The organism is Streptomyces sp. 2A115, from assembly GCF_052245575.1.
Classification (GTDB): domain Bacteria; phylum Actinomycetota; class Actinomycetes; order Streptomycetales; family Streptomycetaceae; genus Streptomyces.
In genome coordinates this window covers 43,075-57,150 of record NZ_JBQQCG010000005.1, presented here as the reverse complement: position 1 = coordinate 57,150, position 14,076 = coordinate 43,075, and the positions used below count along the sequence as shown (strand labels likewise).

At 69.6% G+C, this 14,076-nt stretch carries 10 protein-coding genes; 9 read left to right on the top strand and 1 reads right to left on the bottom strand.

The annotated features are described in order from the left end of the window. Nucleotides 1-113: 113 nt before the first annotated feature. Nucleotides 114-1,010, top strand: coding sequence for an SCO2400 family protein (locus ACTWQR_RS06350; protein ID WP_443225911.1), 897 nt, complete (start codon nucleotides 114-116; stop codon nucleotides 1,008-1,010). 66 nt (nucleotides 1,011-1,076) lie between these two features. On the opposite strand, the gene ACTWQR_RS06345 is transcribed toward ACTWQR_RS06350, so the two are convergent. Next, nucleotides 1,077-2,906, bottom strand: coding sequence for an ABC transporter ATP-binding protein (locus ACTWQR_RS06345; protein WP_443225910.1), 1,830 nt, complete (start codon nucleotides 2,904-2,906; stop codon nucleotides 1,077-1,079). Between the two features lie 588 nt (nucleotides 2,907-3,494). On the opposite strand from ACTWQR_RS06345, the gene ACTWQR_RS06340 reads away from it, so the two are divergent. The 8 genes from ACTWQR_RS06340 to ACTWQR_RS06305 all read left to right on the top strand — a co-directional run bounded on the left by ACTWQR_RS06340 (nucleotide 3,495) and on the right by ACTWQR_RS06305 (nucleotide 13,995). After that, on the top strand, nucleotides 3,495-3,824 hold the full coding sequence (locus ACTWQR_RS06340) for an antibiotic biosynthesis monooxygenase family protein (protein ID WP_443225909.1): 330 nt from the start codon (nucleotides 3,495-3,497) through the stop codon (nucleotides 3,822-3,824). A gap of 265 nt (nucleotides 3,825-4,089) precedes the next feature. Further along, a complete protein-coding gene (locus ACTWQR_RS06335; RefSeq protein ID WP_443225908.1) occupies nucleotides 4,090-6,264 on the top strand; it encodes a protein kinase domain-containing protein in 2,175 nt (724 codons plus the stop codon). Nucleotides 6,265-6,679: 415 nt separating this feature from the next. Continuing rightward, nucleotides 6,680-7,945, top strand: coding sequence for a sugar ABC transporter substrate-binding protein (locus ACTWQR_RS06330; protein WP_443225907.1), 1,266 nt, complete (start codon nucleotides 6,680-6,682; stop codon nucleotides 7,943-7,945). Between the two features lie 7 nt (nucleotides 7,946-7,952). Next, nucleotides 7,953-8,873, top strand: coding sequence for a carbohydrate ABC transporter permease (locus ACTWQR_RS06325; RefSeq protein ID WP_443225906.1), 921 nt, complete (start codon nucleotides 7,953-7,955; stop codon nucleotides 8,871-8,873). Then, entirely contained in the window at nucleotides 8,870-9,751 is an 882-nt protein-coding gene (locus ACTWQR_RS06320; protein ID WP_443225905.1) for a carbohydrate ABC transporter permease, read from the top strand. The genes ACTWQR_RS06325 and ACTWQR_RS06320 overlap by 4 nt, the downstream gene beginning before the upstream one ends. 44 nt (nucleotides 9,752-9,795) lie before the next feature. Further along, nucleotides 9,796-11,238 carry a carboxylesterase family protein gene (locus tag ACTWQR_RS06315; protein ID WP_443225904.1) on the top strand — a complete coding sequence of 481 codons (1,443 nt, stop codon included), beginning with the start codon at nucleotides 9,796-9,798 and terminating at the stop codon, nucleotides 11,236-11,238. After that, nucleotides 11,238-12,386, top strand: a complete 1,149-nt coding sequence (locus ACTWQR_RS06310) for an ROK family protein (protein ID WP_443226093.1) — start codon at nucleotides 11,238-11,240, stop codon at nucleotides 12,384-12,386. The genes ACTWQR_RS06315 and ACTWQR_RS06310 overlap by 1 nt, the downstream gene beginning before the upstream one ends. Nucleotides 12,387-12,459: 73 nt before the next feature. Beyond that, nucleotides 12,460-13,995, top strand: coding sequence for a GMC oxidoreductase (locus ACTWQR_RS06305; RefSeq protein ID WP_443225903.1), 1,536 nt, complete (start codon nucleotides 12,460-12,462; stop codon nucleotides 13,993-13,995). Nucleotides 13,996-14,076 lie beyond the last annotated feature (81 nt).

The following is a 14,076-nucleotide window of genomic DNA, read 5'->3' as shown; positions in this document are numbered from 1 at the left end:
CGCAGGAGCCTCACACAGAGTGCACACACTCTTTCCAAAGCCTCGTTAGCGTTGCTGGCCACTCGATTCCATGTACGAACGTGACCGGGCCCCCGGCCCGGCGGGTCGACGGCATGTCAACTCAGGAAGACCGTATGGACTACTGCTCCTCGTGTCGCCGGCATCTCAATGGCGCCCTGGTGTGTCCCGGGTGCGGTGCCTACGCCCCGGACATCGCTCCGGCCACCGCCGACGGCCGCACCGTCCCAGCCCCCGCCATCATGGCGACGACGGGCACAGCCGCCGCGTGGGAGTCCACGGCCCCCTCCGACACGCTGTACGACGGCCGACTTCACGCCATGGCAGACGAGGCAGCGGTAGAAGCGGGCATGAGCGATGCCCCGCAGACCGCCCCGCCCGGCGACCTCGTGGCCGTGCCGTCGGCGCCACAGGGACGGGCGGCACGACGGCGCCAGCGGGCCCGCTGGAAGAAGAACCAGCGCCGGGCCGTGGTCGCGACCGCTGTCGCACTCGTCGGAGGCGGCCTGACGGTGGCAGCGATGGACTGGCAGCCCGGCGATCGCGCTCAAGCGGCCACGGCGCCGAACGGCGCCGGCCCCGAGGAGGAACAGTCGGCGCGGCACAGCCGCCCAACGTCGACACGGCCCGGGACTCACCCCTCCTCGCCCACGTCACCCGCACAGCCGCCGCTGCCCGACCTCGCGCGTCGTCAGCACGCCGCCGCCCCGCCCCGCACCACGCCGCCGAGCGCTCAGCCGGACGCCGCCGCCCCTGCTCGTACGACGCCGACGTCGGCCCCGCAGCCGCAGACCGCCTCCCCGGCCTCCGGTGGCACGGTCCCCGACCGTCCCGAGGCGGCGACGACACAGACACCTGCACCCGCCGCCACCGACGGTAAGAACAGCGCGGACGGCACGAACGGCACGGAGCCGGGAACGTCGCAGCCAAGCCCCGCGCCGGCCACTACCGCGCCATCGCAGATCTGCCTGCTCGTGGTGTGCCTCGGCTGATCGCGCCGAGGCGCGCCCAGTGACCCGACCGTGCTCGACTGCCGAACAGGACAGGCGTGTTCGCGGTCAGAGCAGGTCGGCCCGCGCGGGGCTCTCCTCGACAGGGTTGTCGTCGAGGAATCCGCCCGACTGGTGCTGCCAGAGCTTCGCGTAGGCGCCCTCCGACGCGAGCAGCTCCTGGTGCGTGCCCTGCTCGACGATCCGTCCGCGGTCGAGGACGACGAGCTGGTCCATGGTGGCGACGGTGCTCAGTCGGTGCGCCACCACGAGCGCTGTCCGGCCCTCCATGAGCCGCCAGAGCGCCTCCTGGACCAGGATCTCGCTCTCGGAGTCCAGTGCGCTGGTCGCCTCGTCGAGCAGCAGGATCGGCGCGTCGCGCAGGATCGCCCTGGCGAGGGCGACCCGCTGACGCTGTCCGCCGGACAGTTTGACACCGCGCTCGCCCACCATGGTGTCGAAGCCGTCCGGCAGCGCGTCGGCGAACTCGGTGACGTGCGCGGCCTCGGCGGCGCGGCGGATCTCGGCGTCGGTGGCGTCCGGCCGGGCGAACGCGATGTTGTCCCGCAGCGTGCGGTGGAACATCGCCGGGTCCTGCGGCACGTACGCGATCAGGCTGCGCAGGTCGGCCTGGCGCAGCCTGCTGATGTCCTGACCGCCGATCAGGATCCGGCCGGCGTCGATGTCCGTCATCCGTAACAGCAGCCGGCTGAGGGTGGTCTTGCCTCCGCCGGACCGGCCGACGAGACCGATCTTCGCCCCGCTCTGCACAGCCAGGTCGAGCCCCTCGAAGAGCGGCCCCGCGCCCGCGTGGGCGAAGGTCACCTGCTCGAAGTGGACGTCGGCGGCCCGGGACAGCAGCGACTCCGGGGACGCCGGGTCGAGCACGGTCGGCGGCTTCAGCAGCAGTTCGGTGAACTGCGCGGCCTCAGTCATCGAGCTCTCCAGGCGGCGGTAGATCTGGTTGAACTCGAACATGATCCGTGTCGCGTTGGTGTAGTACGTGAAGGCGACCACGACCGCCTCCACGCCGAGGCTGCCCCCGCCGAGCGCGACCGCGAGCAGCAGGCCCAGCGCGTTGGTCAGGATGGACATGGGCGCGACCAGCGTGTCGATGCGCAGGTTGCCGTAGTCCCAGGACCTCAGTGTGAGTTGCCGCGACTCCGCGACGCGTGACCGGTGCTCCGCGGCCTCGCGTTCCTCGGCGGCGAACGCCCGGACCGTGTCCATGTTCATCAGGCTGTCGGCGACGTGGCCCGACACCCGGGCGATCGCCGCCTCGCGCTGGTCGACGAGTGCCTGACGGCGACGGATGAGGGGCGTCACGCACAGCGCCGTCAGCGCGATCATCGTCAGGAGTCCGACGACGAGCAACGGTTCGTAGCGCCACAGCACCACCGACCCGAACACCAGAGGCACGAGGCTGGACACGACCTGGAATGTCAGCGTGTCGACGAACTCCTCGAAGCGGGAGGCGAAGCTCAGCACCCGCTTGGTCAGGGCTCCGGCGAAGTTGTCGTGGAAGAACGCGGCGTCCTTGGCGAACAGCTCGTCCATGCCGATCACGTACAGGTGCTCCACGCCGAGGGCGGCAAGGCGGTTCAGGAAGTGCAGGCCGATGCGCCACAGCGTCTCCGCGAGCAGCAGGACACCGGCGAAGCCGAGGACGTACGGCAACGTCGAGCCGATGGCGATACCGGTGTCGTCGGCGATTCGGCCGACGAGCTTGGCGACGATCAGCGGCGCGATGTAGCTGATACCGATGTTGCCCAGCGCCGGCAGCAGCATCGCGGGCACCGTAAACCGCCGGAGTCGGGCCAACTCGCGTCCGTAGTGACGAAGTGCGAGGAGCACCGGGCCCCTGCCCGGCGGAATCTCGCGCGATTCAGGCGATCCCATCCCAACCCCGTGGTTGTCGTGCGGCGGCCCGCCATGTGCTTCTCCGGGGAGATGGCGTTGCCTCAAGGGCCATGCGGAGCTTCGAAGTTCGAGTGAGTGCGTCGCTCGGGTCGTCCTCCGACAGCCGGGGGCACGACGACGGAGCCCCCGCGCAGCTCGCGCCGACGTCGACGCGCGAGTACGGGCAGGCCAGGAATGGCAGTGTCCCGCGATGGCGCCCGCGGAGTCCAAGCGTTTTCCTCAGCCCGGCAGCACGTGCGCACAAGTGCGCCCCCTGCGCCAACAGGGGTCGCAGGGCGGTGTGATGAGCTCGTCGACGCGAGCTGCTTCCGCGCCTCAGCACGTCAGCTGGTGGAGTGCGTGTTCCTCGAGCCGGTCACCACTCGGCCTCGAGGGCCCTGATCAGTCGGGAGGCCGCGGCCAGGTCCGGAACGTTCCGCAAGGAGGCGACGACACCGGCCGAACCGACCGTCACGTTCCCCGGTGCGATCCCGGCCCGGGCGACGCCCCCGCGAAGACGCGTGATGGAAGACGCGTGATGTACGAGCCGGTCCTCGACTGCCGGTCGCCGTGGGGCAGGATGGGTCCATGAGCGTCGTCAAGATCAACGTACTGACCGTCCCCTCCGAGCAGCGGGAGACACTGGAGAAGCGCTTCGCCTCCCGTGCCCATGCCGTCGAGAACTCCGACGGGTTCGAGTGGTTCGAACTCCTCCGCCCGGTCGAAGGCACCGACAGCTACCTCGTCTACACGCGGTGGCGTGACGAGGAATCCTTCCAGGCCTGGATGGAGGGCCCCATGAAGACGGCCCACCAGGGCGGGAACGCTGAGGGCGGAGAGCGCCCCAAGCCGGCGGCGAGCGGGTCCACGCTGTGGTCCTTCGAGGTCGTGCAGCAGGCGGCGCCGACAAGCGCGTAGACAAGTCGTCGCGGGCGACGGAAGCACAGGAACCCCTCTCGGCCTCGCGTAGCCGGCGGCGAAACAAGTCTGCTCCTGCTCGTCCTGTGGTACGGGCGGGAGCAGCCACGGCGCTGCCGCGGCGGTGCGGTTTTCTCCCGGGTGCGGCAGCTCGCACAGTGGGCGAACCGACCGGCCACTAGAGTGGGCGGTCCCAGAGTGAGCGGTCCATGCCAGGAGTGTCCGGGCCGAAGCCGTCCAGGCCGGAACCGGTGAAGGAGAAACGGTGACCCTGCGCGAGGACGACCCACGATCTGTCGGCGGCTACCGGATCGAATCGCGCATCGGGAGCGGCGGCATGGGCGTCGTCTACCTCGGCAGATCGGTCTCGGGGCGGGCCGTCGCAGTCAAGGTCGTGCATGCGAGGTACGCGGACAACGCCGAGTTCCGGGCCAGGTTCCGGCAGGAGATCGCGGCCGCGCGCCGGGTAAGCGGTGCGTTCACGGCGCCGGTCGTGGACGCCGACCCGGACGCGGAGCGGCCATGGATGGCCACGACGTTCGTCCCGGGTCGCACGCTCGCCGAGCGAGTCGCCGAGTCGGGTCCGCTGGACTGGCCCGCGCTGCGCCGCCTCGGCACCGAACTCGCCGAGGCGCTGCGGGAGATCCACCGTGCGGAGGTCGTGCACCGGGATCTCAAGCCCAGCAATGTGCTGCTGGAGGGCGAGGGCGCCGACGGGATCGTACGCGTCATCGACTTCGGCATCTCACGCGCGGCCACCAGCGATGTCCGCACCCAGACCGGCATGGTGATGGGCTCGCCGCCGTTCATGGCGCCGGAGCAGTTCAGCCGCCCGCGCGAGGTCGGCTCCGCCGTGGATGTCTTCTCGCTGGGCGCGGTGCTCGTGTACGCGGCCACCGGGCGCAGCCCCTTCGAGGCGGAGAACGCCTATCTCGCCGCGTACAACACCGTGCACAGCGAGCCCGAGCTGGGCGAACTGCCGGAGCCACTGCGCCCGTTGGTGTCGGCCTGTCTGGCGAAGGAGCCCGCGGACCGGCCGGCCTCGGGTGACGTGCTGGACGCACTGGCCGGGCTGCCGGAGGAGCTGCCTGACGGAGGGGCCGGTGAGGAGCCGCCCAGGATCCCGGTGACCGTGCTGTCGGGAACAGTGAAGGTGCCGTCCGCAGCGACCGGACAGGCTGACCGAGAGGCCGGACAGGCTGGCCGGAAGCGGCGCGGAAAGAGGCTGTGGATCGCCGTCGTCGGCGCGGCCCTTCTCGGCATCGGGGGTACGGCCGCGGCCCTGGTGAGCGGCGCCCCGACGAGCGCCGTCGGCGAGGGTGACCGAGCCGATCCGCGGGCAGCGCCCCGTGGTTCGGTGCCGTCGGGCTGGAAACCGTGGCACAACGCGCTGGAGCCGGACAAGGACGAACCGATGCCCTTCGGCCCGTCCTGCACGCCGAGCGCGCTCGGTGTCTTCTGCTCCTCCCCCCAGGTCGCGCTGATGCGGCTGAGCCCCGCGACGGGCCGTGTGGACTGGACGAAGCCGATGAGTGAGAAGGAGGTCAGCAGCTTCTCGATGCGCGAGCCCGTCGTCCACGGCGACGTGGTGTACGTCAACAGCGCCGACCGCTCCGAGGGAGTGGACGCCTACGACGGCAGGACCGGGAAGCGGCTGTGGCATCTGGACGGTCCGGTGGGCGAGTTCGCGTACCTGAGCGGCGTACTGCTCGTACGGCTGGACGAGCTCGGACCTTCCGATACCGCGCGCTTCGCCGCGTACGAACCGGGCACAGGTGAGGAGCTGTGGCAACGCAAGCTGACCTCGACCTCACCGAGCCCGTTCCACGAGGGGCCCGAGGGAATGCTCTACGCCGATCTGCGCGGGGGCTCCGGCGGGATCGCCCGCCTCGACGCACGCACGGGCGAGACGCTGGGCACCGTCAAGGCGCCCGAGGGCGATCTGTGGCTGGCCACGGTCCACGACAGCACGGCGTACTACGCACGCTGGGAGGACAACACCGGGGTCTCCGCGGCCTTCTTCATCCAAGACCTCAGCAGTGGGAAGACCCGCCGTATCGACTTCCCCTGGAGCGTCGAGCCGGAAGCGCCGCCACTGGTGCACGGCGACACCATGTACATCTTCGACTACGGCAACGAGACCCTGCTGGCGCTCGATGTGAAACGCGGGAAGCCACTGTGGACCAGCTCGCGCGAGCTGCGCGTCTTCAGCGAACCGGCCATCCACGACGGCCGGTTGTACGTCAACCTGCCGGACACCAGCATCCTCGCCCTCGACCCGCGCACCGGCAAGGAGATCGGGCGAACCGCCCCGTCCTTCGACACGCAGGGCCGGTCCTTCGAGGAGCTGACGCCGAGTTCGATGCCACCGCTGCTGGTGGGCGAGGTGCTGTACGGGAGCAGCGGGCCGGGAATCTTCTCGGTGGCCGACGTTCTCTGAGCGCGTTCCGCTCGCCTCTGCCGAACCAGCCAGGATCGCGTGCCAGGTGGAGGGCCGCCAGCCATAACTCAGCGTGATTCCAGCGTTCGTCACCAACGGCGCCGGCCAGGCACAGCATCCCAAAACCGGTCAAACGGGCCGACGATGGTTGAGACAGAGCGTGACGAAATCGATTTCGCTACAAGTTCCGAAATTATTCGTGACGGGTCCGCCACGTGGCCGAAATACATCATTCGTAGCTTCGCTGTCGGCCGCATAGGTCCCATGGCACCCATCGGGTCCTTCGGGTCCTCGGAGTCGTTCGGGTCCATCCGGCCAAAAAAGCTACTTCCCCCAGAAATCCCATGACTGTACTCAGCGCCTTCATGAGACGGAGCCCCGAGTGCTCAACTCCCTGCGACCCCGCACCCTACGGTTGACCGCCGGCATAGCCCTCATCTGCACCTTCGCCCTCGCGGGCTGTGGTCGCGACGGTGACGCCGCCGCGACAGGCGCCGCCAAGCCCGTCGACGACTCCCCGGCCACCGGCACCATCAGTGTCTGGGCCGCCCAGGGCGATGCCGACGTGCTCGACAAGGTCATCAAGCCCTTCAAGGCCAAGAACCCCGACCTCGACGTGGACTTCACGCTGATCCCGAACGCCGAGTACTACACCAAGCTCCAGTCGGCGATCGCGGCGGGCAAGGGACCCGATGTCGCCCAGTTCTTCCCCGAGTCGCAGTCGCAGTTCCTCGATCCGTCGATCCTTCAGCCCGTTCCGAACGATCTCGTCGACCCCGACAGCTTCTTCAAGAGTCTCTGGGGCGCCGGTGTGGTCAAGGACGTCGCCTACACCGTGCCTTGGTACGCCTACACCTACGCACTCGTCTACCGCTCCGACATCGCCAAGAAGGCGGGTGTCAAGGCTCCGACCACGTGGGACGACATGGTGCCGTTCTTCAAGGCCCTCCAGGGCGCCGGCGCCGGGCGCGGCCTCGGGGCCGACAACGGCTGGGACGTCTTCAACGGCCAGGACGCCGCGATGTACGCCTGGCAGGCCGGGGGCTCACTGCTCTCCTCCGACGGCAAATGGACACTCGACACGCCGGAGATGGCCGACGCGATCAAGTACAACGCGTCGTTCTTCACCTCTGGTGCCGCCGACACCAGTACGCCCACGTTCCTCGACGCGCAGCCGTACTTCACCGACGGCAAGACCGCCTCGATGATCACGGGCCCGTGGGTCATCGGTCAGCTCGACAAGGCCGCGGGCAAGGACGGCTGGACGGCGTCCCACGTCGCCACCGCGCCATTGCCGGCCGGGGCCTCCAGCAGCGCCTCCTTCTCCGCCGGAGGCAGCTGGGGAGTGCTCGCCGACAGCGACAACTCGGACGCTTCGTGGAAGTTCGTCCGCGCCCTCTCGAAGCCGAGCACCCAGGTCTCGCAGTACAAGGCGTACAGCTCGCTGCCGGCCGTCATCTCCGCCTGGGACGACCCCGCCATCGCGGACCAGCCGCTGCTGGACGCCTTCCTCACGCAGTTGAAGAACACGCGGGCCTTCCCGCAGGTGAGCACCTGGCAGCAGGTCGCGACCCGGCTGGGCAAGGAGATGGAAGCCGTGGCCAAGGGAACGGAGACCGCCGAAGAGGCCGCCTCGAACGTCCAGTCGTACGCCGAAAGCCTCGGCACGGGTTCGGAGTGATCCATCGATGACCACCACCATCGTCCCGGGGACGCCGCGCAAGGCGCGTCGTTCCCGGGGCGCCCGTCGAACGGCTGTCGCCTGGCTGTTCCTCGCACCGTTCACGCTCGTGTTCCTGCTCTACACGGCGATCCCCACCGTGGCCGCGCTCGGGTTCAGCCTCACCGACCTGCGGGGTACGGATCTACGTCATCCGTTCGCGGTCGACTTCACCGGACTCGAGAACTATCTCCGGCTGTTCCGGGACGCGAGCTTCCTACGGGACCTCCTGAACACCGGTGTCTTCGTGGTCGTCGGTGTGCCGCTGACCATGGGGATCGGATTCGCGCTGGCCGTCGCGCTGAACTCCGGCATCCGGCGCCTGCGCGGTGTGTTCCGCACGGTCTTCTTCGCGCCGGTCGTCACGAACGTCGTGGCGGTCGCACTGATCTGGCAGTACGCCTTCAACCAGGACGGCACCGTCAACAAGGTGCTCGGCGCCGTCGGCCTCGCCGGACCGAACTGGCTGGACGACCCGGACCTGGCCATGCCGGTGGTCATCCTGCTCGGCGTCTGGCGCAACGTCGGCACCGCGATGGTGCTGTTCCTCGCCGGTCTGCAGGCGATTCCCGATGACGTGTACGAGGCCGCCTCCCTCGACGGGGCGGGCCGGTGGCGGCAACTGCGGCACATCACCCTGCCGCTGCTGGTGCCCACCACCCTCATGGTGTCGGTACTGCTGACCGTCTTCTATCTCCAGGTGTTCGACGAGCCGTACCTGCTCACGAACGGCGGCCCGTTGGGTTCCACCGAATCGGTGGCCCTGTACACCTACCGCCAGTTCGGGTCCGGTGAGTTCGCGATGTCCTCGGCCGCTTCCTTCGTGATGCTCGTGCTCGTGGCCCTGGTGAGTCTCGTCCAGTTCCGACTGCTCAGGCCCCGCGCATGACCGCCGTCGCCGCGTTGGAGAACGCTGACATGACCACCGGCCGGATCGCCCTGCGCCGCCGGTCCGTCGCCCGGCCCCTGCTGTACGGCGCACTGGTTCTGTGCGCGCTGCTCACGATGCTTCCGTTCATGTGGGTGATCAGCGGCTCACTGCGCAGTCTTGACGAGATCCGCTCCGATCCCGGTGCCTGGCTTCCGCATGACGTCACCTTCGACAACTTCGTGCGCTTGTTCAGGACCGAGGGCTTCACCCAGTTCATGGTCAACAGCATCGTGGTCGCGACCATCGTGGTGGTCGGCAACATCGTGGCGGCATCGGCCGCCGGCTACGCGCTCGCGAAGTTCGACTTCGCCGGCAAGCGGATCGCGTTCGGCGCGGTCATGGCGGCGATGATGGTGCCGTTCACCACGGTGTTCGTCACGCAGTTCGTGATCACTGTCGACATGGGGCTGGCGGACACCCTCGCCGGTATCGCACTGCCCAGCGTGGCCCTGCCGATGTCCGTATTCATCATGCGGCAGTACGCGATGTCGATCCCCGATGAACTGATCGAGGCGGCCCGGATCGACGGTGCGGGTGAGTTCCGGATCTTCTTCCGGGTCTTCCTCCCGTTGGCCGGTCCCGCTGTGGCGACGATCACGATCATGTCGTTCCTCTTCTCGTGGAACAACTTCATCTGGCCGCTCATCGTCGCTCAGAGCATGTCCAGCTACACGCTGCCGGTGGGCCTCGCCGCCACCAGTCAGGCAGCGGCACACGTCACCGACTACGGCCTGATGCTCGCCGGGGCGATCGTCGTGATGCTGCCGGTGCTGCTCCTCTTCCTGTTCCTGCAGCGCTACTTCGTGCAAGGCATCGCCGGAACAGGAATGCGGTGACCCCGATGGATGACCGGACGCGTCGGACAGATCTGATGGATCTGATGGATCTGATGGATCGGACGGACTCACTCGCCGCGCCCGGCGAGCCGGTCACCGTGCATGCTCCCGCAGGCACGGTCATCGGCCGTCGCATCGGCCGGGTACGGCGCTTCCTCGGCATCCCGTTCGCCGAAGCTCCGACCGGTACGCGGCGGTTCGCCGCGCCGGTGCCGCGCGGCCCGTTCACGGAGCCGTACGACGCCTCCCGGCACGGTGCCACCTCGCAAGCCGTGCCGCTGTTCGCCACGACCACCGTCCCGGAGCCGTCGGTGCCGGGCGATGACGTGCTGAACCTCGGCGTCGTCGCTCCGGCCGCGGACGACGACCGCGTGCCCTTCCCGGTCATGGTGTGGATCCATGGCGGCGCCTTCCTGGCGGGGAGCCCGGCCAGTCCCTGGTACGACGGCCGCGCCTTCGCCCGCGACGGCGTCGTCTGCGTCACCGTCGGCTACCGGCTGGGCGTCGACGGATTCGCCCCGCTGGACGACGTACCCGCGAACCTCGGCTTGCGTGACCTGCTGCTCGCGCTCGACTGGGTCCAGGAGAACATCGCCGCTTTCGGCGGTGATCCGGACCGGGTCACCGTCGCCGGCCAGTCGGCCGGAGGTGCGGCGGTGCTCGCGCTGCTCTCGTCGCCCGCCGGCCGCGGCCGCTTCCACAGGGCGGTCAGCCTGTCCGGTGGCACCTTCGAAGTAGGCGGAGACGCGGCGCGCTCCTTCCTCGAACGGCTCGGGGACAGACTCGGCGTGCCGCCGACGCGAGCCGGGTTCGGCAGCCGCACCGTGGAGCACCTTCAGCAGGGTGTCCTCGACCTGCGGAGTGAGCGGGCCGACTCCCCTCTCGTACTCGGCCCGTTCGTCGGCGACGACGTCCTGCCGGTGTCCATCACCGACGGACTCACCGTGCACGGGCACGGCGTACCTCTGCTGCTCGGCGCGACGGGCGACGAGTTCGACGGCGCTGCCGCACCCGAGAACTCCCATCCGCGCTCCTTCGGCGCCGAACAAGCCGCCGCTGAACTCGCCGCCGCCCGCGCGGCAGGTACCCGCGTGACGGACACCCTGTTCCGCGCCGCCTGCCAGCGCGCAGCGGTCTCCCGTCGCGACGCCACCGCCGGCACCTGGTTGTATTCCTTCGAGTGGCCCTCCCCCGTGCTCGGCGGCGCAACGCACTGCGTCGACATCCCGTTCTTCTTCGACGTACTCGACGCGCCAGGCGTCGCTGAGGCGCTGGGACCGAACCCTCCCGCGGAACTGGCCACGTTGACGCACGCCGATCTGGTCGGGTTCGTCGCCGGCCAGGAGCCGACCTGGGCGCGGGCGACCGGGAAGCCCGGCGATCCGGCTCGCGAATACGGTCGGCCCGGCGCGGCGCTCGCGGCTGACACCACGGGCGTGTTCGATCCCGTGGTACGGGCGGCGTCCGAGGGAGCGCAGACGTGCTGATGTCCGGGATGAACGGGATGAACCAGAGCGCTGTCCGACGAGTCAACACCTCGGTCATCCTGCGCGCACTGGCGGTATCGGCCGGGTCGACGACGTTGACCGCGCTCGCCGAGCAGGCCGGCCTCTCCCGCCGCACCATCGAGCTCGTTCTGGACTCGCTCGTCGAGGCGGGCTGGGTGACCGAGCTGGAGCGCGTACCGACCAGCGGCTCCGCCGGGCGCCCCGCCCGCCGATACGAACTGCGGGCCGAACACGCCCTGTTGGCGGCCGCGCACATCACCACCGTGGATGTGTCCGCGGTCATCGCCGACGTACGCGGCCGCGTCCTTGGCCGCGCGCACCGGCCGCTGCGCGCCTACCAGGATCCGCACACCACGCTCGACGACGCGGCGGCGCTGGTGCTCGAGGCGCTCGAAGCCGCGGGCGGGTCGACGGACCGCCTTCGAGCCGGTGCGGTCGCGGGCGGCGGTGCGATCGACGACGACGGAGTCGTGCGGCGCCTGGTGCACACGACGCGCTGGGAGGGCGTGAACCTGCCCGAAGAACTCACCCGACGCATCCGGATGCCCTGGTTCGCGGACAACGACTCCAATCTCGGTGCGCTCGCGGAGCGTTGGCGGGGCGTAGCCCGTGACCACGACAACGTCGTGTGGGCGGTGCTCGGGAACCGGACCGGTCTCGGCATCCTCATACGAGGTGCCGTGCACCGCGGTCTCGACGGTGCCGCGGGCGAGATCGTCGAGGCGGTGTCGATGCCGGCCGGCTCGGTCGAGCACCATCCCGTGGCATGGCTCACCTCACCGGAACCGGCCCAACGGAGCATTGCGCTCGACCACTTCGACGCGGCTCGGGCGGGCGATGCGACCGCGCTCGCCGAGGTCGACGAATTCGTGGAGAACATCGCGTCGATCCTCACTACCTTGTCGTGGACGGTAGCGCCGTCGCTCATCGTGCTCGGGGGCGGTCTGGAAGCCGCGGCCGACGTGCTGCTGCCCCGGGTGCGTGAAGCGATGCGCAACGCCCGCACCCCCGCGATCGAGCTGCGCGCCACCGGCCTGGGCCGCGACGCCTCGCTCATCGGCGCCGTCAAGTTGGCACTCGACCGCATGGACACCGAGCTGTTCGGCCCGCTCGTCCCGAGTACGTGATCACGCGCCGAGCACCCGCCGCCACCACCAGCACCAGCACCAGCACCCGTGGCACAAGACATGGAGCCCTACTGTGACCGACACCCCCCACACCGACGTCCTCATCGTCGGCAGCGGCATCATGGGATCCATCGTGGCCCGACTGTTGCGAGACACCGACCCAGCTCTGCGCATCACCATGGTTGACGGCGGCAGCGCGATCGGCGAGACCCCTGGCGTTCACCTGCACGATGTCGATGACCCGGTCCTCTGGTCGCGTTACAACGAACAGGTCGTCACCGGCATACAGGGCATGTACACGGGCGCCGAGGTGGTGCGCGATGTCGCGGACAGCCTCACCGACCTGACGCCCGGCATGTTCCACGCGCTCGCCTTCGGCGAGGACGCCGAGGCGATGCCCGCGACGGCGCTCGCGTGGAACGCGGGCGGCATGGGCGTGCACTGGACCGCCGCGACGCCATGGCCCGCCGGAGACGAGGTGCTCGACTTCGGCGACCCGGCGCGCTGGGCGGCGGATCTGGACGCCGCGTGCCGGGTGCTCGCGGTCACGCCCGCCGCGATCGGCCCGACAGAGGTCGGCGAGGTGGTGCTCGATGTACTGCGCCGACGCTTCGACGGCGTCGGACCTGATGATCGGCGGCCGCAGCCGATGCCCATGGCAGTCACCCCGACGGCATCGGGTCCCATGCGGCGTACGGCTCCGGGGACGATCTTTCCCGCGATCGCGACGGGCGGGGACCCGGCCTTCACCTTGGCGACCGGAACGCTCGCGACGGCGCTCACGTTCTCGGACGGCCGGGTCGCCGGCGCCCGGCTGCGTCGCATCGCCGACGGAGCCGACGGAGCCGAGTCGGAACTCCTCGCGGGCGCCGTGGTGGTGTGCGCCGACGCGCTGCGCACCCCGCAACTGCTGTTCGCTTCGGGCATCCGGCCCGAGGCGCTCGGTCGCCACCTCAACGAGCACGCGTTCATCACCGCCCGAGTGCTGCTCGACCTCGACCGGTTCGGCATCGACCTCGACGACCTGCCCCTGCCGCGGGTGGGTGAGTTCAGCACGGATTCGCTCTGGCTGCCTCACAACGGAGCGGCACAGCCGTTCCACGGCCAGATCATGAACCGCACGTACGTGGATGAGGACGGCCGTCCCCTCGCGCACTCCGTCGGTCTCTCGCTGCTCGCCCCCATCGAGTCACGCCCCGAGAACCGGCTCGTGTTCTCCACGACCGAGACCGACCTCGCCGGGATGCCGCGGATCGGCGTCGAGTTCGGCTACTCCGACGCCGACCGCACGCTGATCGGGCGGGCCCTCGACGAAGTCCGGTCCCTCGCCGAGGAGTTCGGCGCGTTCGATGCCGCGACCGAACGCGCATTGCTCCCGCCCGGCTCGTCGCTGCACCAGACCGGCACCGTCCGGGCCGGCGTCGCCGACGACGGGACCAGCGTGTGCGATCCGGACGGCCGGGTGTGGGGTTTCGACAACCTTTACCTCGCCGGGAACGGAGTGATCCCCACCGCGATGGCCGCCAACGTCACCCTGACCGGCGCGGTGACCGCCGTACGGGCCGCCCGCGCCGTCGCCGAACGAAACGCCGCGCTCGCCACATATTGAGTCAGGCATCGAGTCACGCATCGAGCCGCATATCGAACCGCATATCAATGCGCCTTTTGATGCATTTAATGCGCAATTGAG

Bases quoted from the DNA above. Each gene is read 5' to 3' on its own strand.
- ACTWQR_RS06350 (WP_443225911.1), top strand. From the start codon at position 114: ATGTCAACTCAGGAAGACCGTATGGACTACTGCTCCTCGTGTCGCCGG.
- ACTWQR_RS06345 (WP_443225910.1), bottom strand. From the start codon at position 2,906: ATGGGATCGCCTGAATCGCGCGAGATTCCGCCGGGCAGGGGCCCGGTG.
- ACTWQR_RS06340 (WP_443225909.1), top strand. From the start codon at position 3,495: ATGAGCGTCGTCAAGATCAACGTACTGACCGTCCCCTCCGAGCAGCGG.
- ACTWQR_RS06325 (WP_443225906.1), top strand. From the start codon at position 7,953: ATGACCACCACCATCGTCCCGGGGACGCCGCGCAAGGCGCGTCGTTCC.
- ACTWQR_RS06320 (WP_443225905.1), top strand. From the start codon at position 8,870: ATGACCGCCGTCGCCGCGTTGGAGAACGCTGACATGACCACCGGCCGG.
- ACTWQR_RS06315 (WP_443225904.1), top strand. From the start codon at position 9,796: ATGGATCTGATGGATCGGACGGACTCACTCGCCGCGCCCGGCGAGCCG.
- ACTWQR_RS06310 (WP_443226093.1), top strand. From the start codon at position 11,238: ATGTCCGGGATGAACGGGATGAACCAGAGCGCTGTCCGACGAGTCAAC.